Below are 18,049 nucleotides of genomic sequence, written 5' to 3'. Positions count from 1 at the left end.
CGCCAACCGCACCACCCGCACATCCGCACCATCCCGAAAGGACCACCCCCGTGGTGAATCCGGCCTACCGCGCCACCCTTCCGATCCAGCAGCCGAAGCGCCCGCACGCCACCCCGGTGGACGTCCGCGACGCGGCGCAGCCCGCGCCGATCGAGCGCGTGCGCCCTCCGGCGGGCGCCCCCAACGTGCTGATGATCCTCGTCGACGACATGGGGTTCGGCGCCTCCTCCTCGTACGGCGGTCCGTGCTCGATGCCGACCGCGGAGCGGCTCGCGGAGGGTGGCCTGCGCCTGAGCCGCTTCCACACCACGGCGATCTGCTCGCCCACCCGCGCCTCGCTGCTGACGGGCCGCAACCACCACACCGTCGGGGCGGCGGGCATCACCGAGCTGGCCACCAGCCATGACGGCTACACCTCCTCGCGGCCCGACTCGTGCGCCCCGATACCGGAGATCCTGCGGCGCAACGGCTACAACACCTTCGCCTTCGGCAAGTGGCACCAGACGCCCACCTGGGAGACCTCGCGCTCCGGCCCGTACGACCGCTGGCCGACGGGTGAGGGGTTCGAGCGGTTCTACGGGTTCATGGGCGCGGAGACCGACCAGTGGTACCCGAACCTGTACGAGGGCACCACGCCGATCCCGACGCCGACCGAGCCCGGCTACCACCTCAGCGAGGACCTCGCCGACCGGGCGATCGCCGACATCCGGGAGCAGCAGGCCGTCACGCCCGACCAGCCCTTCTTCGGCTATCTCGCGTTCGGTGCCTGCCACTCCCCCTTCCACGCTCCCGAGGAGTACGTGAACGCGTACCGCGGGCAGTTCGACCACGGCTGGGACGAGCAGCGTGAGCGGACCCTGGCCAAGCAGAAGGAGCTCGGTCTGGCGCCCGAGGACGCCGAACTCAGCGCCCGCCCGGACGAGATAGGTGCCTGGGCCGACCAGCCCGAGGACGCCCGGCGCCTCTACTCGCGGATGATGGAGACGTACGCCGGCATGGCGACGCACACCGACGAGCAGGTGGGCCGGGTCGTGGACGCCCTGGAGGAGATGGGCATCCTCGAGGACACCCTGATCCTCTACATCATGGGCGACAACGGCGCGAGCGCCGAGGCGGGTCCCGACGGCTGCGTCAACGAGTACGCCACCTACAACATCGTCCCCGCCTCGGTGGAGTCGATGCTGGAGCGCATCGACGAGCTCGGCGGGCCCACGCTGTACAACCACTACCCGGTGGGCTGGGCGCACGCGATGAACACCCCGTTCCAGTGGACCAAGCAGATGGCCTCGCACTGGGGCGGCACGCGGGTGGGCACGATCGTGCACTGGCCGGCCGGAATCGACTCCCCCGGTGGCATCCGCGAGCAGTTCACGCACGTCAACGACGTGGCGCCGACCCTCCTCGACCTCGCGGGCATCCCCGAGCCGACGTCGGTCAACGGTGTGGCCCAGAAGCCTTTCGAGGGCGTCTCGTTCGCCTACGCGCTGAACGACGCCGACGCGGCCGAGCGCCACACCACCCAGTACTTCGAGATCTTCGGCAACCGCGGGATCTACCACGAGGGCTGGTCGGCGTGCACCAAGCACGCGGTGCCGTGGGAACTCAACGGTGAGCAGCTGCCGTTCTCCGAGGACACGTGGGAGCTGTACGCGCCGGACGACCACGCCCAGGCGAACGACCTGGCGGCCGCGCGGCCGGACAAGCTGGAGCGGCTGAAGGAGCTGTTCCTCATCGAGGGCGCCAAGTACAACGTCTTCCCGCTCGACGACCGCAAGGCGGTGCGCGCCAACAGCGACGCGGTGGGCCGGCCGACGATCGGCAGCCCGGACTCGGTCAGCCTCTACCCGGGCATGCGGTCCCTGCACGACTCGGTCCTGCCCTCGACGCGCAACCGTTCCTGGTCGCTCACCGCGGACGTCGAGGTGAAGGAGGCACCGGCTCGCGGCGTGATCGCCGCCCAGGGCAGCCGGTTCGCGGGCTGGGCGCTGTATCTGCGCGAGGGCGTCCCGGTGTTCCACTACAACTGGGTCGACGTGGAGCGCTACGAGATCGCGGCGCCGGAGCGGCTCGCCCCGGGCAGGTACCGGTTGGCGTACCGCTTCACCTACGACGGCGGGGGCGTCGGAAAGGGCGGCCTCGGGGAGCTGTTCGTCGACGGCGAGCCCGTCGGCTCCGCGCGGATCGCGCACACGGTGCCGTTCATCTACCACATGACCGACGGCCTGGACATCGGCGAGGACAACGGCAACCCGGTCACCGACGACTACGGGACGGTGCGCGGGGTCTTCTCCGGCGGACGGATCCACAAGGTCGTCCTGGCCTCCGGTGACGACGCGCACACCGACCTGATGGGCGAGGCGAAGGCGAAGGCGTCCCTGCAGTGACGCGGCGCTGAGACACGGAGAGCCCCCGGCCGCCTTGAGTTCTAGTGGCCGGGGGCTTCTGCGTGTGCCGGGCTCAGGCCTCCTTGGCGGGCTGGGCGGCGTAGCGGGCGGCGCCGCCCGTCAGGTAGTTGACGTCCAGGCCCTGCGCGGCGGCGAGCTGCTGGGTCAGGCCCTGGATGGTGACCGCGTCGAGCACCGAGTGGAACTGGCCCTCGTCGGTGAAGTTGATGTTGGCTCCGTAGACGACGTACAGGACGACGGTGTCCTCGGTGTTGGTCTCCGGCACGAACAGCTTGTGCACGGAGGCGCCGGGCTCGTACAGGTACGAGCCCTCGGTCTGCGGCTGGTCCGGGTACTCCCGGTACGCCCAGGAGCCCTTCAGGGTGTACGCGTGCACGGCACCCGTGTGCAGGTGGACCGGCAGTTCGGCGCCCGGTGCGAAGTGGGCGAGCACCACCCAGACGCCGACCTCGGGGTCGAGGAAGAGCGGCTGGTAGTGGATGCCGGGTCCGAGCGAGTCCTTGATGACCGGGATGTCCTTGACGTTGAGCGTCAGCAGTTCACCCTGCGGGAGGGACATCACGGGAAGCTTGGCTGCGGAGTACTGGTCGGCCATCTTCTGTCTCCTTGTTGGTCGGTTGTGCGGGTACGGCTCTGCGCGGCGGGGCGTCAGAGGGCGGGGACGATGAGGACCTTGGCGTCCTTCTCCGGGTCGGCGAGGCCCCGGCAGGCGTCCGCGACCCCGTCGAGGCCGACCCGGCCGGTGATGAGGGGATCCGCGCGCAGCTCGCCGGCGGCGAGGTGCCCGAGGGTCCGGGCGAACTCCTCGACGGTGTAGTAGAGGGAGAAGACCAGGTCGATCTCCTTGAGCACGCCGAAGGTGGGCAGGAAGGTGTCCTCGGCCATGCACAGTCCGGCGACGACCACCCGCGAGCAGGCGGGGGCGCCCGCCAGGACCTGCTGGATGACTCCGGGCACGCCGACGCACTCGAAGACCACGGACGGGCGGTAGGGCAGCTCGGGGAAGAGCGCCGTCTGGCGTCCGTGGCGGGCCGGGTCGTCCACGGCGGCGACCTCGTGCCAGGAGTCGTACGGGGACGTCTCCCGCGGGTCGACGACGATGTCGGCGCCCATCTCGGCGGCGAGGGCGCGCCGGGCGGGTGAGAAGTCGGCGGCGATGACCGGGCCGACGCCGCGCATCTTCAGGACGGCGATCACGGCGAGGCCGATGGGACCGCAGCCGATCACGACCGGTACGTCGTCGGAGCCGAGCGCGCCGCGGTTGACGGCGTGCAGGGCGACGGCCAGCGGTTCGGTCAGCGAGGCCACCTCGCTCGACAGGTGGTCGGGCACCGGCATCAGCAGCACCTCGGACAGCACCATGTACTCGGCGAAGCCGCCGGGCGCGTCGACGCCGCCGAAGCCCAGGTTCACCGGCACCGGCCGGGCGAGCATGGGAGGCGACACGACACGGGTGCCGGGGGCGAAGGTGCCCTGGGTGTCCGGGCCGTTGCGGACGACCTCGGCACAGAACTCGTGGCCGAGCACGACCGGGCGGTCCGGGTCGAGCATGTCGGCCCCGGTCACCGCCTTCACTCCGGCGGCGAGCGCGTGGCTGTGCGCCACGCAGTGAAGGTCGGTACCGCAGATGCCGTTGGCCAGGGTCCTGACCAGGACCTCGCCCGGTCCGGGCTCGGGCAGTGGCACATCGGTGAGCTCAAGAGATCCGTTGTGCAGGACCACCGCTTGCATCGTCTGCGTCGTCATAGGGGTTCCTCACGGGACAGAGCTGGTGGGAGGGAGGCGGGTGGTGCTCAGCCGGCGCTGTATCCGCCGTCGACGGGGATGGTCACGCCGGTGATCAGGCGGGCGGCCGGGGATGCCAGGAACAGCGCGGTTCCGGCGAGGTCCTCCGGCTCGCTGAGTTCGCCGCCGGGGATGCGGCTGGTGATCGACTCCGTCGCCCCGGGAAGGTCGGCGAGGGGCGCCGTCAGCGCGGTGCGGATCCAGCCCGGCGCGATGGCGTTCACTCGGATGCCCTCGGCCGCCCATGCGAGGGCGAGGGTCTTGGTGAGCTGGACGATGGCCGCCTTCGCGGCGCCGTAGGCGGGCACCAGCGGGGAGCCGAAGTAGCTGTACATCGATCCGACGTTGATGACGCTGCCGCTGGACGCCGCGAGCAGGGGCTGCAGCGCGGTCGCCATCGAGAACGTACCGGTGAGGTGGATGCCGATGATCTCCTCGAAGGTGGACAGTTCGTACTCCGCCATGGGTGCGGCGCGGCCCGCGCACTGCACCAGTACGTCGAGGCGGTCCAGGTCGTCGGCGAGTGCGCGGACCGCGTCGGCGTCCCGCACGTCGAGCACGCGGTCGTCGACGCCCTTGCGGGGCTCGGCCGGGACCGGCGAGAGGTCGGTGGCGATCACCTGCGCCCCGGCTTCGACGAAGGCGGCGGCGATCGCGCCGCCGATACCTCCGCGGCCACCTGTGACGAGGACGTGCTTGCCTGATACATCGAAGTCGACGGGCATCCGAGGGCTCCCTTGCTCCGGATCCGGAATGATGAACGGCCCCCAGCTTGCGACTCCGAGCCCGTCAAGTCTTGACTTCGGACGACAAGAATTTGACACTTGGCGACATGAGTTCGCTGATCCGTTCCGGTTGCCTCACCGGGTTCTCCGCGCTGGTGTCCTCGCTCGGCGGGGAGCCGGAACCGCTGCTGAGGCAGGCCGGCATCCGGCCCGAGGCGATCGAGGACCCGGACGAGTACATCCCGTACCGCGCGCTCGTGACGGCCCTCGACCTCGCCGCCGCGCGGCACGACTGCCCGGACTTCGGGCTGCGGCTCTCCACCCACCAGGGCCTCGACATCCTCGGCCCGGTCGGGGTGATCGGACGGCACGCCACATCGGTGGGCGACGCGATCGACGCCATCGGCCGGTTCATGTACCAGTACAGCCCGGCGATCGAGATCGCCGTGGAGCGGGCGGGCGAGGTCGCCGACTACCACTTCCGTATCCGGCCCCGGGTGCAGCGCACCCTCGTCGACGTGGCCCAGATCGGCGAACTGTCCCTGGGCGCCTCCCTGCAGATCTTCCGGATGCTGATCGGAGCGGACTTCGTCCCGCTCTCCGTCTCGCTCCCCCACCGCCCGGCGGCGCCCCTCGCCACGTACGAGGCCCATTTCGGCTGCCATGTGACGACTCGTCAGGACCACCTGGGCTTCCGGTTCGCGTCGGACACCCTCGACCGCCCGGTCGAGGGCAGCGACCCGGCCGTCCGCAAGCTGGTCCTGGAGTACCTGAGCGGTGTGGTCGGCGGCGCAGTGGGCAGCGGCCTGCCCGCCGAGGTGCGCAGCACGGTCAAGCGCGCACTGCCCACCCGGCGGTTCGGCCTGGAGGACGTCGCGGAGAGCTTCTCCCTCCATCCCCGCACCCTGCAGAGGCAGTTGGCGACCCACGGCACCACCTACCAGGAGATCGTCGACGAGGTGCGCCACGAGCTGGCCGACCGGTACCTGCGTACGACGGCCATGCCGCTCGCGCAGCTCGCCGATGTCCTCGGCTACAGCGAGCAGAGCAGTTTCAGCCGCTCGTGCCGCCGCTGGTTCGGCTGCTCGCCGCAGGCGCACCGGGCGGCCACGGCTCAGACGCCCCTCAGCCCTTGAGCACCGCGGGCGGCGCCCAGGTGCCGTCGAGCACGGCGTCGCCCGGCCAGTAGGCGCGCAGGAAGAGGGAGAAATCGCCCTCGGGGGCGGGCAGCCAGTTCGCCGCGCGCCCGGGATCGGCGGGGCGGGCGGCGGCGACCGTGACGGTGAGGGAGCCGTCCGGGTCCACCCGCAGATCATGGTTCTTGGTGCCCACGGAGTGACGGCCGAGTTCGTTCGGGTGGAAGAAGTGGTGGGTGTCGTAGAGGGTCAGCGACCAGAAGCCGCGGACCGGGGGCAGCGCGCCGGGGCCGAAGGTCACGGTGTACGGGTCCGCGCCGTTCAGCCGCGCCCCGTCGGCGTCCACGTCCAGGTAGAAGTACGCGGTCTCCTCCACGGGGTTGACGAAGATGTTCGACCTGGCGATGGCCGTCCGGGTCAGGTAGTCGGTGCCGAAGCGGGCACCGTTGCGCTGGGTGGTCCAGCCGTGTGCCGCCGGCAGCCCGACGTTCCTGAAGTCCACCAGTTCGGCGACGAGTTCGGCCTCCGCGGAGCGTGCGGCCTCGCGCAGGACGCGGGCCGCCGCGGGGTCGGCCCCGGCGGCGGTCAGCAGCGACCGGAACAGCGCGTACAGGGATTCCTCGCCGGGCAGCGGCGGCACCTCGTCCATGACCGTGCCGAGCTGGTCGAAGAAGGCGTCCGGGTCCACCTGGCGCTGCTCCCCCTGCCCGGCGGCCGACTCGTCCGATCGGACGGGCCCGACGGTCTCCAGCGCCGTCCAGTCCACCTCCCGCACGGACCCGTCGTAGTCGGCGAGCGGGTACACGCTGATCCCTCGCACGAGGCTCAGCAGCTCGGCGCGGTCCTCGGCGGTGTCGTCCATGAAGATCCGGGGCACCACGACACCGGTCCGGGTGTCGTGGCGGAAGACCGCCTCGATACCGGGCGGCACCTCGCCGTCCCAGTCGTGCGGTGCGAGCAGGTAGTGGCCGGGCTTGCTGCCGTACGGGGAGCCGAGCCTGCCGAACGACTCGGTGCGCTGGTCGACGAGCTGGATCACCCAGAACCGGTCGCCCAGGTCCGGGACCTGGACGACGCACGGGCCGGCTTCCGCGTCCAGCATGCCGAAGCCGTAGACGACGTCCTGGTTGGGACAGGCGACCAGGCGCTGACCCGGCAGGACGTAGTCGTGCAGCATGCCGATCGTGCCGGGCGGACCGGCCGGGACCACTCCGGCGAGCAGTGCGGGGGCCGGCAGGAGGGACATGGCCCTCAGCCGGTTGTGCAGGTTCACCAGCGGCCAGCCCCACAGGTAGGCGATCCGGCCGACCGCCGAGAGGTAGGCGTCGCTCATCAGGGTGCCGGGCAACGGCCCCGGGACGTCGGCCGGGGCGAGGGTGCGGACGTGCGGGTGGCTGCGGTGCCTGGGCTCGGGCGGCTGGGCGGGGCGTCCTCGCTCCTCGTCCGGCACGTGGTGGGAACGGGACATGCTGCCTCCAGGACCGGGGATCGTGGATGCCCACCCTCGCGCTTCCCGCGCCGGAATGTCTTGACCGCGCACGACGCGTCCTTGTCATGTCGCGACGTCTCGCTCCGGTTGTCGTGTCGCGACGCGACGCTCCGGTTGTCATGTCGCGACGCGACGCTCCGGTTGTGATGTCGCGACGTGTCTCGCTCCGGGCAGCCGGGCGGCCGTGGAGGGCGGCCGCCCGGTGCGCCGTGGGTCGCTCAGCCGGTCGCTCAGCCGGTCAGCAGGGCGCGCAGCTCGGCGACCGCCTCGCGCAGGCGGTCCGCGAAGTCGTGCATCTGGCCGGCGACCGCGCTCGGGGTGCTGAGGTAGAGGTTGAACCGGTCCGGCAGCAGGACGTAGGCGATGCCGATGCAGCGGCTGCTGGTGGAGCCGAAGCCGAAGTACTGGATGTTCTCGGACGGCGCGGAACTGGTGCTGAGGTAGTCGTCCCGCATCACGAGCCAGCCCGGGGAGCGGTAGAGGGCGGGCTGTTCGCCGACGCCGAGCTCGGCTCCGCGGCGGCGCTGGATGAGTTCCAGCTCCCAGAGGTGCTGCTCGGGGGCTTCGCCCGCCTGGCACTCCCTGGCCCGGGCGACATGGGCGGCCGCGGCGGCGAGGAACGCGGCGCGGCGGGTGGCCCGGTCCGCCTCCGGGTCCTCCATCGCGGCGACGAACTCCGGCATCTGCGGGGTGACGACGCGCATGGCCTCGGTGCGGCCGTGGCGGTACTGGCGGGTGGCGATCGACTCGTAGGTGGCCCCCAGGTGGCCCTTGGCCCGCTGGTGGGCCAGCTGGTAGGCGGCCTGGACGAAGGCGTCCGGCGAGACCCCGAGCGCCTTGGCGGCCTTGCTGCCGAAGTCCTCGAAGGACAGGGTGCGGGTGGCGGTCGCCTCGCCGTACGCGGCGAACTCCGTTGCTGCCGTACGGACTCGGGATCGCAGCGCTTCGTCCAGTTCGAAGGCGAGGGGCCGCGGAGCCGGTTCGCCCTGGGAGCGCGCCCCGGAGAGGCGGGAGTGCTCGCCGGGCGGGGTGCCGAGCAGGGCGTCGGTGAAGCTCAGGATCGTCGTGCCGTCGAGCTCGCAGTGCTCGACGTTGATCCCGGCCCGGCCGTCCGCGAAGACGACGAAGGAGACGGCCTTGTCGAACCAGCGGTTGCCCCGGTCGCCGTGCAGGAGTTCGTCGCAGGCGGCCTGGACGTCCCGCGGCGCGAAGTCCTCCAGGCAGACGCAGAACAGGGCGGTCTCGATGTCGTCGAGCGCCTGGGCGTTGCCGGGGTGGTGGGCGGCGAGGGCCTCCCTGGTGGCGGCCCATTCGGCGCGGGCCATGGTGGTGAGGTGCCCGGCCCTGTCCTCCTCCGCCGTGCGGACGTCGGCCTTGGTCACGGCGCGCAGCCCGGCCTCGATCTCGTCGAGGGTGTGCGGGACCCCGTCGGGTCCGATCACGTCCAGCCGGAACATGGTGCCCCGGAAGAAGACCACGATGTGCCGGGCGGTGGACGGTCCGGGCGACTGCTCACCGTACGGGGCGCGGACGGTGTCCAGCGGTACGCCGGGGATGCGGGTGGTGCCGAAGAGGTAGCGGTTCTGGACCATCGACTGGGGCACACCGCGCTGCTCGACCGGCTCGATCAGCCCTTCGTCGAGCTGCCGCTTGAAGTGGAGGGCGCCGGCGACGAGTCCGGTGGCCCGTACGAGCTGGTCCCGGCCGTCGTCCTGGAACAGGAAGAAGAAGTTGGCGTTGAGCGCGATGCGGTCCCGGCGTCCGAGGTAGCGGTAGGGCCAGAAGGTGTCGAGCCAGCTGTGGACTCCCTCGGTGGCGTCGTACTCCTCCAGTGCGGCGTGCAGCGCCCGGCCAGGGCCGCCGGGGCGCAGGAAGGCGGCCACCTCGGCCTCGGTCTCGGCCCGCTCCTCGGCGGTCAGCAGCGGGGCGCTCCAGGCGAGGAACCTCTCGCAGCTCGCCTCCAGGGTGGGCAGCGGCACCCGCGGGAGGGTGCCCTCACGGTCGGAGGTCGCTTCTGCGGCTGTCCGGCTGACGTTCAATGCGGCTCTCTTCTCGATGAGTTGTGCGGATCGGAAATCGGGGGCCGGTGGATCGGAGACCGGCGGCCCGGACGGACCGGAGACCGGTGGCCGGGCGACTCGGGGACGGGCGGGCCCCGCGGATCGCAGGCCCCGGTGGGTCAACGGTTCTCCGGCCGGGACAGGTACAGCTGGGCGTGGAGCCAGCCGTCCTCCTCCAGGCCGCTCGCGTCCACGCCGGCCGCCGCCATGGAGTCCAGGACGCCGCGCCGCTCCTCCGAGCCGGCGAACCTGCGCTGCTTGAACACCCCGTCGACGCGGACGGTGCGGTAGCCGAGTCCGGTCAGGGCGTCCTCGACCGGGCCGAAGGGGAACATGCGCAGGACGAAGTGCGCCATCCAGGGCAGGCGTCCGTCCTGCGCCCGCACGACCCGGGTGAGGGTGCGTTCGGTGACGTATCCGACGCATCCCGTGGAGATGACCAGGTCGGTGCCGGCGAGCACGTCCCGCTGCCCGGGGGTGGGGTCGCCGGCCTCCAGGTCGGCATGGACGGTGTCGTCGAGGAAGCCGGCCTCACGCGCGTACGCGAGGGCGCTGACGGAGGCGTCCAGACCGGTGAAGCGCAGACCGCGGGCGGGGCTGCGCGAGCGGGAGAGGTCCCGGTCCCGCTCCAGCAGCGCGGCACGCGAGGCGGGCCCGGTGCCGTCGTAGCGCGCGTACAGCTCGTCCATGGTGAGGTCGTACTTGAGCAGGGCGGCGTTGATGCCGTAGGAGCAGCCTATGTCCAGCACCCTCGGGACGGCGGTCCGTTCCGTCTCCCGGTACTCCCTGATGAGCTTGTCGAAGTAGGGCTTGGCCAGCTGGGGGACGCGGTAGCCGAGCGGGCGCAGTGCCTGGAAGTACGCGCGCGGGTCGGGTGCGGTGTAGATGTGGTCCAGCGAGACTTTTCCTGACGCGTCGAGACGCAAGGGGCTTCTCCTCGGTGGGGCGCGTGGCGGTGCCGGGACCGTGCGCGGGGTCCGGGGCCGGGCCCGGACCCCTTTCTCAGTCGAGCAACCGGTCGCCCCGGACGCTCCCGCCTTCCGCGGCGAGGTGCGGGGGCAGTACCCGGCCGAAGAGCTGTCGGGTGCGGGCGACGCTCCCGATGACCCCGGGCCGCTCGCTGTAGGCGAAGATCGCGCTGTGGCGTGCGCGGCCGCCCCGGACGGGGCTGACCCGGTGGAGCGAGTAGCGGCCCTTGAACAGCTGGAGGTCCCCCGGCCTGAGCGGGAGCCTCTCGGGCTGCCGGCCGCGTCCGTCGAGGACGTCCCGCACGTCGTCGAAGCGCTCGTCCTCGGCGGACCGGATGCCGGGGCAGTACTCGAAGGCGCCGCCCTCCTCGGCCGCCTGGGTCAGCATGCTGACCGTGTACTCGTTGGTGTCGAAGTGCCAGGGGTGCTCCATGCCCGGCCGTACGACGTTGAGCACGAGCCCGGAGAGCGGATCGGCGAGCTCGTGCAGCCGGGGCAGTGCGAAGCAGTCGGCGACGAACCGCTGGAACGAGGGATGGGTGTACAGCCGGCTGATGAGGGCGTCACCGGGGATGCGGTCGCGGGCGACGAACGCGTTGCCGCGCTCGAAGGTGCGGCGGCCGGGGTGGTGTTCGGGCAGCTCCCGCTCGACGTCGATGTTGTAGACGTTGACCGTCTCGACGTCGTAGTACGCCTGGGGGGCCAGGGCCGCGCACTCCTGCCTCAGCACCTCGTGGAGCGAGGGGCGGACGAAGTCGGGCAGCACGGTGCAGCCCGTTTCGGCGAGTTCACGTCTCGCCCGGGAGACCACTGCCTGGATCTCGGGGCTCAGAGGCGCCGACAAGGGGTACCGGTCCGTGTCGACCACCTGGTCGAGCGTGATGGCTTGCAGAGTGCTCATACGACCCTCTCCACGCGCGCGTCGGTAACTCAACTCATGGGTAACGGAGTTGAAGCTCCCACAGCGGCACCCGTGTTGTCTGTGACACGCCGCACTCCGCCGCGCAGGTCCGGCCCCCGCCCGGACCTGACGCCGCCCGCGCCCCAGGGTTTCCGGGGCGCGGGCGGACGGGCGGGCGTGGGCGGACGGGTCAGCGGGCGTCGCGGAGCAGGGCGCGGACCATGCGGCAGGTGGTGTCGGACGGCGGGTGGATGGCGAGACGGTCGGCGGCCGTGCGTATCCGGGCGTTGCGGGCGCTCGACGGCGCGTACACGCCGGTGTCGAGCAGGGCGATCGCCAGGCGCATGGCCTTCAGGCGTCGGTTGTGGGCGATGTACCACTCACGGGGACGCCCCGCGGGGAGCGCCTTCTTCCGCGGGAGTGTGGGGACCGGTTCGGTCGTGACTGCGGCGACGGCCATCGGCAACCTCCTGGCGTGGTGGTGGAACCCTCACGAACTGACTCCATTCTACGACCCGCCACTGACAATCGCCCCTGGCCAGAGGGGGTTTGGCTGGTCCCTCGCGTACCCTGGGCCCCATGGAGATCTGGATCAACCCGGCCTGTTCGAAATGCCGCGGCGCGCTGAGTCTGCTCGATGCGGAGGGTGCGGACTACACCGTCCGCCGCTACCTGGAGGACGTGCCGTCCGAGGAGGAGATCGCGGCGGTGCTCGGCAGGCTGGGGCTGGAGCCGTGGGACATCACCCGGACCCAGGAGCCGGAGGCGAAGGAACTCGGCCTGCGCGACTGGCCGCGTGACGCCGGCTCCCGTGAGCGCTGGATCGCGGCCCTGGCCGCCCACCCGAAGCTGATCCAGCGTCCGATCATCACCGCGCAGGACGGTTCGGCCGTGGTGGCACGCACGGACGAGGCGGTCCGGGACGCGATGGGGCGCTGAGAGGCCGCGCCGCGCGGGGCCGCCCCGCGCTTGCCCTCAGCCGCGGCCGGACTTCTTCGCCAGCGCCGTGCGCCTCTTGCGCAGACGCGCCTGACGCCGGCGGCTCGCCGCGCGCGCCTTGGCCTCGGGGCTGTTGTTCTTCCTGGGGCCGATCCGGAACATCATCCAGACGACCGATCCCAGCGCCGCGAAGATCATGATGCCGAGTGTCAGGGCCAGCCAGTCCGGCAGACCGCTCGCGTCGTAGTGCTGGTACCTCACTCCGCCCCCTCATTTCTCCCTGCCGCCGCGCGGCCACCTTGGTGGTCCCCCGCGCGGCCGGGCGGTCAGGACCGCCCGAGCTGTGCCTCCGCCTCGGCCAGGACCTCGGTGAGCCTCAGGCCGAACCGTACGTCACACGGGTGCGGTGTCCCGGTGCGGGCCGCCTCGGCGAGCGCGTCCACGGCCGTGCGGAACGCCCCGATCGCGTCGCCTCCCCCGGCGGGAAGGGCGGTCACCCCGTGCTCCCCGCGGAACTCGACCTCCGTTCCGGTCGCGGCGGCGGGGGCGTCCAGGGCGAGGGTCACGGTGCTGGAAGCCCCGGAGGTGTGCCGCAGCAGGAAATGCGCGGCGTCGGCCGGACCCGGGGCGGCGACCACCTGGGTCACGTCGCCCAGGACCGGGATCAGCACGGACAGGGCGTGCGGGCCCACGTCCCACAGGCCGCCCTTCTCACGGCGCCAGGGCGAGGCACCGAACTCGCTCTGCGCTCCGGGCGCGAAGAGCGCGCCGATCCACTGGGCGCGAGCCGTGAACCAGCCGCCCGCCGCCGCCTGTTCGGCCACCCATCCCGCGGTTCCCTCGGCGAAGCGCAGGGTGCAGAAGACCACGGAGGCCACACCGGCACCCTCGGCCGCCTCGGCGGCCTCGCGCGCACCCTCCACGGTGGTGGCGACGGGCTTGTCCAGCAGCAGATGGCGTCCGGCCCCGGCGGCGCGGGCGGCCAGCGGCGCCTGGACGTCCGGCGGCACGGCGAAGGCCACCGCGTCGCTCGTCTCCAGCAGCGCGTCGAAGCCGGAGTCTCCCGTGCGGGCCTCGGTTCCGTGGGCCGAGGCCAGCTCCCGCGCCGCCTCCGGCCGGCGGCCCCACACGCCGCTCAGCACCACGTCGGGGTGGGAGGCGAGTGCCGGGGCGTGGGTCATGCGCGCCCAGGGGCCCGCGCCCACGAGGCCGATCCTCAGCGGTGCGGGGTGGCGAGCGTGTTTCGTCATGCGGTCAGTCTGCCTGTCGGCCAGGAGGTGGGGAACCCGGGGGTGACGGGGCCCGGGGGCGGCACCGGAGGTCCCGCCCGGCTCGCCGGGCACGGTGGACCGTATCCAGTACGACACGGGATGAGACGGCCCGCGGGGCCCGCACCTGGCGTCCGGCTTTTGCCGGAAACCTCGGTAACACGTGGTTCACATTCGGGCAATGGCCGGGAAATCGCACCTTGCGAAGCTGCGCGTCATAGACCCGCAGCACCCGCAAAGGATGGCGTCCGTGACGTTCAAGGCTGAGTACATCTGGATCGACGGCACCGAGCCGACCGCGAAGCTTCGCTCCAAGACGAAGATCATGGCCGGCAGCCCCTCGCAGGACGTGGCGGATCTGCCCATCTGGGGCTTCGACGGTTCGAGCACCAACCAGGCCGAGGGCCACGCGTCGGACCGCGTCCTGAAGCCGGTCTTCGTGTGCCCGGACCCGATCCGCGGCGGTGACGACGTCCTCGTCCTGTGCGAGGTCTTCAACATCGACATGACCCCGCACGAGTCGAACACGCGCGCCTCGCTGCGCCCGGTCGCCGAGCAGTTCGCCGGCCAGGAGCCGATCTTCGGCATCGAGCAGGAGTACACCTTCTTCGACGGGCACCGCCCGCTCGGCTTCCCCGAGGGCGGCTTCCCGGCCGCGCAGGGCGGCTACTACTGCGGCGTCGGCTCCGACGAGATCTTCGGCCGCGAGATCGTCGAGAAGCACCTCGACAACTGCCTGAAGGCCGGTCTCGGCATCTCCGGCATCAACGCCGAGGTCATGCCCGGCCAGTGGGAGTTCCAGGTCGGTCCGCTGTCCCCGCTGGAGGTCTCCGACCAGCTGTGGGTCGCCCGCTGGCTGCTCTACCGCACCGCCGAGGACTTCGACGTCTCCGCGACGCTGGACCCGAAGCCCGTCAAGGGCGACTGGAACGGCGCCGGCGCGCACACCAACTTCTCCACCAAGGCGATGCGCGAGGGCTACGACGCCATCATCACCGCGTGCGAGTCGCTCGGCGAGGGTTCGAAGCCGCTGGACCACGTGAAGAACTACGGCGCGGGCATCGACGACCGCCTGACCGGCCTGCACGAGACCGCCCCGTGGAACGAGTACAGCTACGGCGTCTCCAACCGCGGCGCCTCGGTCCGCATCCCGTGGCAGGTCGAGCAGGACCAGAAGGGCTACATCGAGGACCGTCGCCCGAACGCCAACGTCGACCCGTACGTCGTCACGCGGCTGATCGTCGACACCTGCTGCACCGCGCTGGAGAAGGCCGACCAGGTCTGATCCGCCACCGCACGCTTCGAAGGGCACCCGCCGACGACGGGTGCCCTTCGGCGTGTGCGGGGGTCCCGGCCGGTCGGGACCGGACGGGGGGCCGTGACGACCACGGCCGCGGGGTGCTCGCACGGGCGCCCGTACCAACAGGTGGAAGAGGCCTGCTGCACCGCCTCGTTCTCTGGTCTAATGGGAGCATGGCCGGCTTCCAGTACACCTCATCGGGGCGCAGTGACCTCGAGCCGTTCTGGCCTTCCCGTCAGCATCACGACTTCGACCGGGTGTGTTGCCGCGCGAGGAACGCGCAGGCCCTCTAAAGCCGCTCACCCCGGTCTTCGGTCCGCGCGCACGACGCAAGTCCGTCCCTCGACGACTCCTCGCGCGAAAGAGCTGACCCTCATGGCGAACACCCGTACCTTCTCCACCGCAGCCGCGGCGCCCACGGCGACCGCCGCTGCCACACCGACCGCCCGCCCCCTGTCACCCGGCCGCCACCGGCTGCGTGCCGTCGACCGCGACGAGGTCGTCGAACTCCCCGACGTGGCGGGCTTCCTCCCGCCCGGGGCGACCTGGCTGCCCGCTCCCGCGCACACGCTGCCGGCCCTGCCGGGAAGTCCGCCCATGGTCGGCTACCTGCTGCTCGTCCCCGCCGACCAGCGGTCCGGGCCGGCGGGGCCCGCTGCCTCCGCCCAGCGCCCCGGGGCGGAGGCGGGCCCCGCCGGCGCACCGGCCGCGGGGCCCGTGCACATCGACTCCACCCGGCGCACGGCCGCGGTCGACGGTGTCACCCTCGATCTCACCTATCTCGAGTTCGAGTTGCTGGCACACCTGGTGGCGCACCCCCACCGGGTGCACACCCGGGACCAGTTGGTGACGACGGTCTGGGGTTACGGGCATGTGGGCGACGGCCGCACCGTCGATGTCCATGTGGCCCGGCTGCGCCGCAAGCTGGGACCCGAGCACCGCCGTTCGATCCAGACCGTGCGGCGGGTGGGCTACAAGTACACGCCCTGACCGCGCCGGCACCGGGGCGTGCCCGGGGGTCTCCCCCGCGTCCCTGGGTGGTGCCAGGTGTACCCCCGCCGGGTGGCGGACCGGCTACCGGCGGGGGCCGCGCCCGGGCCAGACTGGTCGCCGAACGGGATCCCGACGTGGGGCCCGGAGCAGGGGGGACACCGCCATGGGATCGGCGCGGGGCAGGATCCGGAGCAAGTTCCGGGCCGGGGGGCGGGCTTTCGTGCTCTCCTTCGAGAGCATCGCCGGATCGGCCACCCTGTTCGTCCTGTGGGTGCTCTCCGTCTCCTTCGTGCCGCTGGGCGTCGGGCTGGTCAGCACCCCGTGGGTCACGCGTCTGGTGCGCCGGCACGCGGACCGGCGGCGCGGCCTCGCGGACGCCTGGTCGGGCATCCGCATACCCGTCCCCTACCGGCCCTTCCCGCGGGACGCCCGCCCGGGCCTCCTCGGGCAGGCCGAGCGGACGCTGCTGATCCTGAGGGATCCGGCGACCTGGCGGGACCTGCGGTGGCTGTTCCTCGACATGACGGCGGGCTACGTCCTTCTCGTCCTCGCCTTCGGTCTGCTCCTCTACCCGGTGGAGGGGCTGGTGCTTGCGGCGGGGCTGTGGCGGGTCTTCGAGGACGACGCCTACTGGTACGCCTTCGTGCCGGTGGACAGCCAGACGACCGGGCTGATGGCGGCGGCGCTCGGGGTCGCGCTCTTCCATCTCGGGCTGTGGGCGAGCCGGCCCCTGCTGCGGCTGCACTTCGTGCTCGCGCGGGCGTCGCTGGCCCCCGCACCTGGGGAGCTGTCCCGGCGTATCGACCACCTCACCGAGACCCGGCACGAGGCCGTGGACAGCGCGGCGTCCGAACTGCGGCGCATCGAGCGGGATCTGCACGACGGGGCCCAGGCCCGGCTGGTCGCGATGGGGATGAACCTCGGGGCCATCGAGGCGCTCGTCGAGAAGGACCCCGCCCGGGCGAAGCAGATGCTGGCGACGGCGCGTACGTCCTCCGCGGAGGCGTTGACCGAACTGCGCGACCTGGTCCGGGGCATCCATCCGCCGGTGCTCGCCGAGCGCGGCCTCGGGGACGCGGTGCGGGCCCTCGCCCTGCGGATGCCGGTGGCGTCCGAGGTGACGGTCGAGCTGCCGGGCCGGGCGGACGCCCCGGTGGAGGCCGCGGCGTACTTCGCGGTGAGTGAGGCGCTGACGAACGCCGTGAAGCACTCGGGCGCCGACCGCGTCTGGGTGGACCTGCACCATCAGGAGGGCAGGCTGCGGATCTCGGTGACGGACAACGGCCGGGGCGGCGCCCTGGCCGGAACCGGATCGGGGCTGAGCGGGGTCGAACGCCGGCTGGGTACATTCGACGGCGTCCTGGCCGTCAGCAGCCCCGTGGGCGGCCCCACCATGGTGACGATGGAGATCCCTTGCGCGTTGTCCTAGCCGAAGATCTCTTCCTGCTCCGTGACGGGCTGGTGCGGCTCCTGGAGGCCTACGACTTCGAGATCGTGGCGGCGGTCGAGTCCGGCCCCGAACTCACCAGGGCCCTGGCCGAGTCGGAGCCGGACGTCGCCGTCGTCGACGTCCGGCTCCCGCCGTCGCACACCGACGAGGGCCTGCAGTGCGCCCTCGAGGCCCGCCGGCGCAGACCGGGGCTGCCGGTACTCGTCCTGTCGCAGCACGTGGAGCAGTTGTACGCCCGCGAACTGCTGGCGGACGGCCGCGGCGGCGTCGGCTACCTGCTCAAGGACCGGGTATTCGACGCGGACCAGTTCGTCGACGCGGTACGCCGGGTCGCTGCGGGCGGCACGGCCATGGATCCGCAGGTGATCTCGCAGCTGCTGTCCCGGCGTTCGGCCGACCCGCCGATGGGCGGTCTGACGCCCAGGGAGCGCGAGGTCATGGAGCTGATGGCGCAGGGCCGTTCCAACGGGGCGATCGCCGCGCAGATGGTGATCACGGAGCGGGCGGTCGCCAAGCACACCTCGAACATCTTCGGCAAGCTCGGCCTGCCGGTGTCGGACGACGACAACCGGCGCGTGCTCGCGGTGCTGGCGTACCTCGACCGGGGGTGAGCGGCCGGCCACGGGCCGG

Annotated in this window: 17 protein-coding genes; 7 read left to right on the top strand and 10 right to left on the bottom strand. The window is 72.0% G+C overall.

Annotated features, from left to right (window positions below):
- The first annotated feature begins 50 nt into the window (after positions 1-50).
- On the top strand, positions 51-2,384 hold the full coding sequence (locus tag ACFXOA_RS18185; protein ID WP_385028920.1) for an arylsulfatase: 2,334 nt from the start codon (positions 51-53) through the stop codon (positions 2,382-2,384).
- A gap of 73 nt (positions 2,385-2,457) precedes the next feature.
- Here the strand turns inward: ACFXOA_RS18185 and ACFXOA_RS18180 are convergent, their stop codons facing one another.
- From ACFXOA_RS18180 to ACFXOA_RS18170, 3 genes are read right to left on the bottom strand one after another with little or no spacing between them, the layout of a single operon-like run.
- Positions 2,458-3,000 carry a 2,4'-dihydroxyacetophenone dioxygenase family protein gene (locus ACFXOA_RS18180; RefSeq protein ID WP_385028917.1) on the bottom strand — a complete coding sequence of 181 codons (543 nt, stop codon included), beginning with the start codon at positions 2,998-3,000 and terminating at the stop codon, positions 2,458-2,460.
- A gap of 53 nt (positions 3,001-3,053) precedes the next feature.
- Positions 3,054-4,151 carry a zinc-binding dehydrogenase gene (locus ACFXOA_RS18175; protein WP_385028914.1) on the bottom strand — a complete coding sequence of 366 codons (1,098 nt, stop codon included), beginning with the start codon at positions 4,149-4,151 and terminating at the stop codon, positions 3,054-3,056.
- Positions 4,152-4,198: 47 nt separating this feature from the next.
- Complete coding sequence (locus ACFXOA_RS18170; RefSeq protein WP_385028911.1) at positions 4,199-4,915, bottom strand: SDR family NAD(P)-dependent oxidoreductase; 717 nt, start codon at positions 4,913-4,915, stop codon at positions 4,199-4,201.
- Between the two features lie 107 nt (positions 4,916-5,022).
- Between ACFXOA_RS18170 and ACFXOA_RS18165 the strand changes: the two genes are divergently transcribed.
- A complete protein-coding gene (locus ACFXOA_RS18165) occupies positions 5,023-6,051 on the top strand; it encodes an AraC family transcriptional regulator (RefSeq protein WP_385028908.1) in 1,029 nt (342 codons plus the stop codon).
- Here ACFXOA_RS18165 and ACFXOA_RS18160 read toward each other — a convergent pair.
- The 5 genes from ACFXOA_RS18160 to ACFXOA_RS18140 form a co-directional block, all read right to left on the bottom strand.
- Positions 6,041-7,519 (bottom strand): DUF1254 domain-containing protein, encoded by a 1,479-nt coding sequence (locus tag ACFXOA_RS18160; RefSeq protein WP_385028905.1) that lies wholly within the window; start codon positions 7,517-7,519, stop codon positions 6,041-6,043. The two genes, ACFXOA_RS18165 and ACFXOA_RS18160, sit on opposite strands and share 11 nt — an antisense overlap.
- A gap of 251 nt (positions 7,520-7,770) precedes the next feature.
- On the bottom strand, positions 7,771-9,519 hold the full coding sequence (locus ACFXOA_RS18155; protein WP_385028902.1) for a choline/carnitine O-acyltransferase: 1,749 nt from the start codon (positions 9,517-9,519) through the stop codon (positions 7,771-7,773).
- Between the two features lie 200 nt (positions 9,520-9,719).
- A complete protein-coding gene (locus ACFXOA_RS18150) occupies positions 9,720-10,526 on the bottom strand; it encodes a class I SAM-dependent methyltransferase (protein ID WP_385028899.1) in 807 nt (268 codons plus the stop codon).
- Positions 10,527-10,602: 76 nt separating this feature from the next.
- Positions 10,603-11,469: an arpA protein gene (locus ACFXOA_RS18145; protein ID WP_385028896.1), complete on the bottom strand. Its 867-nt coding sequence runs from the start codon at positions 11,467-11,469 to the stop codon at positions 10,603-10,605.
- 190 nt (positions 11,470-11,659) lie between these two features.
- On the bottom strand, positions 11,660-11,929 hold the full coding sequence (locus ACFXOA_RS18140; RefSeq protein WP_385028893.1) for a hypothetical protein: 270 nt from the start codon (positions 11,927-11,929) through the stop codon (positions 11,660-11,662).
- 119 nt (positions 11,930-12,048) lie between these two features.
- Here ACFXOA_RS18140 and ACFXOA_RS18135 point away from each other — a divergent pair, with 119 nt between their 5' ends.
- The gene (locus ACFXOA_RS18135; protein WP_385028890.1) at positions 12,049-12,408 is read left to right on the top strand and encodes an arsenate reductase family protein; all 360 of its coding nucleotides are present in this window, start codon (positions 12,049-12,051) and stop codon (positions 12,406-12,408) included.
- Between the two features lie 36 nt (positions 12,409-12,444).
- Here the strand turns inward: ACFXOA_RS18135 and ACFXOA_RS18130 are convergent, their stop codons facing one another.
- Entirely contained in the window at positions 12,445-12,669 is a 225-nt protein-coding gene (locus ACFXOA_RS18130) for a hypothetical protein (protein WP_385028887.1), read from the bottom strand.
- A gap of 65 nt (positions 12,670-12,734) precedes the next feature.
- Positions 12,735-13,658, bottom strand: coding sequence for a Gfo/Idh/MocA family protein (locus ACFXOA_RS18125; protein ID WP_385028884.1), 924 nt, complete (start codon positions 13,656-13,658; stop codon positions 12,735-12,737).
- 268 nt (positions 13,659-13,926) lie between these two features.
- Here ACFXOA_RS18125 and glnII point away from each other — a divergent pair, with 268 nt between their 5' ends.
- The 4 genes from glnII to ACFXOA_RS18105 all read left to right on the top strand — a co-directional run bounded on the left by glnII (position 13,927) and on the right by ACFXOA_RS18105 (position 18,030).
- A complete protein-coding gene (gene glnII / locus ACFXOA_RS18120) occupies positions 13,927-14,961 on the top strand; it encodes a glutamine synthetase (RefSeq protein ID WP_385028881.1) in 1,035 nt (344 codons plus the stop codon).
- Between the two features lie 390 nt (positions 14,962-15,351).
- Positions 15,352-15,966 (top strand): winged helix-turn-helix domain-containing protein, encoded by a 615-nt coding sequence (locus ACFXOA_RS18115; RefSeq protein ID WP_385028878.1) that lies wholly within the window; start codon positions 15,352-15,354, stop codon positions 15,964-15,966.
- Between the two features lie 166 nt (positions 15,967-16,132).
- Positions 16,133-17,398, top strand: coding sequence for a sensor histidine kinase (locus tag ACFXOA_RS18110; protein ID WP_385028875.1), 1,266 nt, complete (start codon positions 16,133-16,135; stop codon positions 17,396-17,398).
- Positions 17,383-18,030, top strand: a complete 648-nt coding sequence (locus ACFXOA_RS18105; RefSeq protein ID WP_385028873.1) for a LuxR C-terminal-related transcriptional regulator — start codon at positions 17,383-17,385, stop codon at positions 18,028-18,030. The genes ACFXOA_RS18110 and ACFXOA_RS18105 overlap by 16 nt, the downstream gene beginning before the upstream one ends.
- Positions 18,031-18,049 lie beyond the last annotated feature (19 nt).

The organism is Streptomyces sp. NPDC059166, assembly GCF_042755185.1.
Taxonomy (GTDB): Bacteria; Actinomycetota; Actinomycetes; order Streptomycetales; family Streptomycetaceae; genus Streptomyces.
Note: the sequence above shows the minus strand (reverse complement) of the source record. Positions and strands in the feature narration are given on the sequence as shown.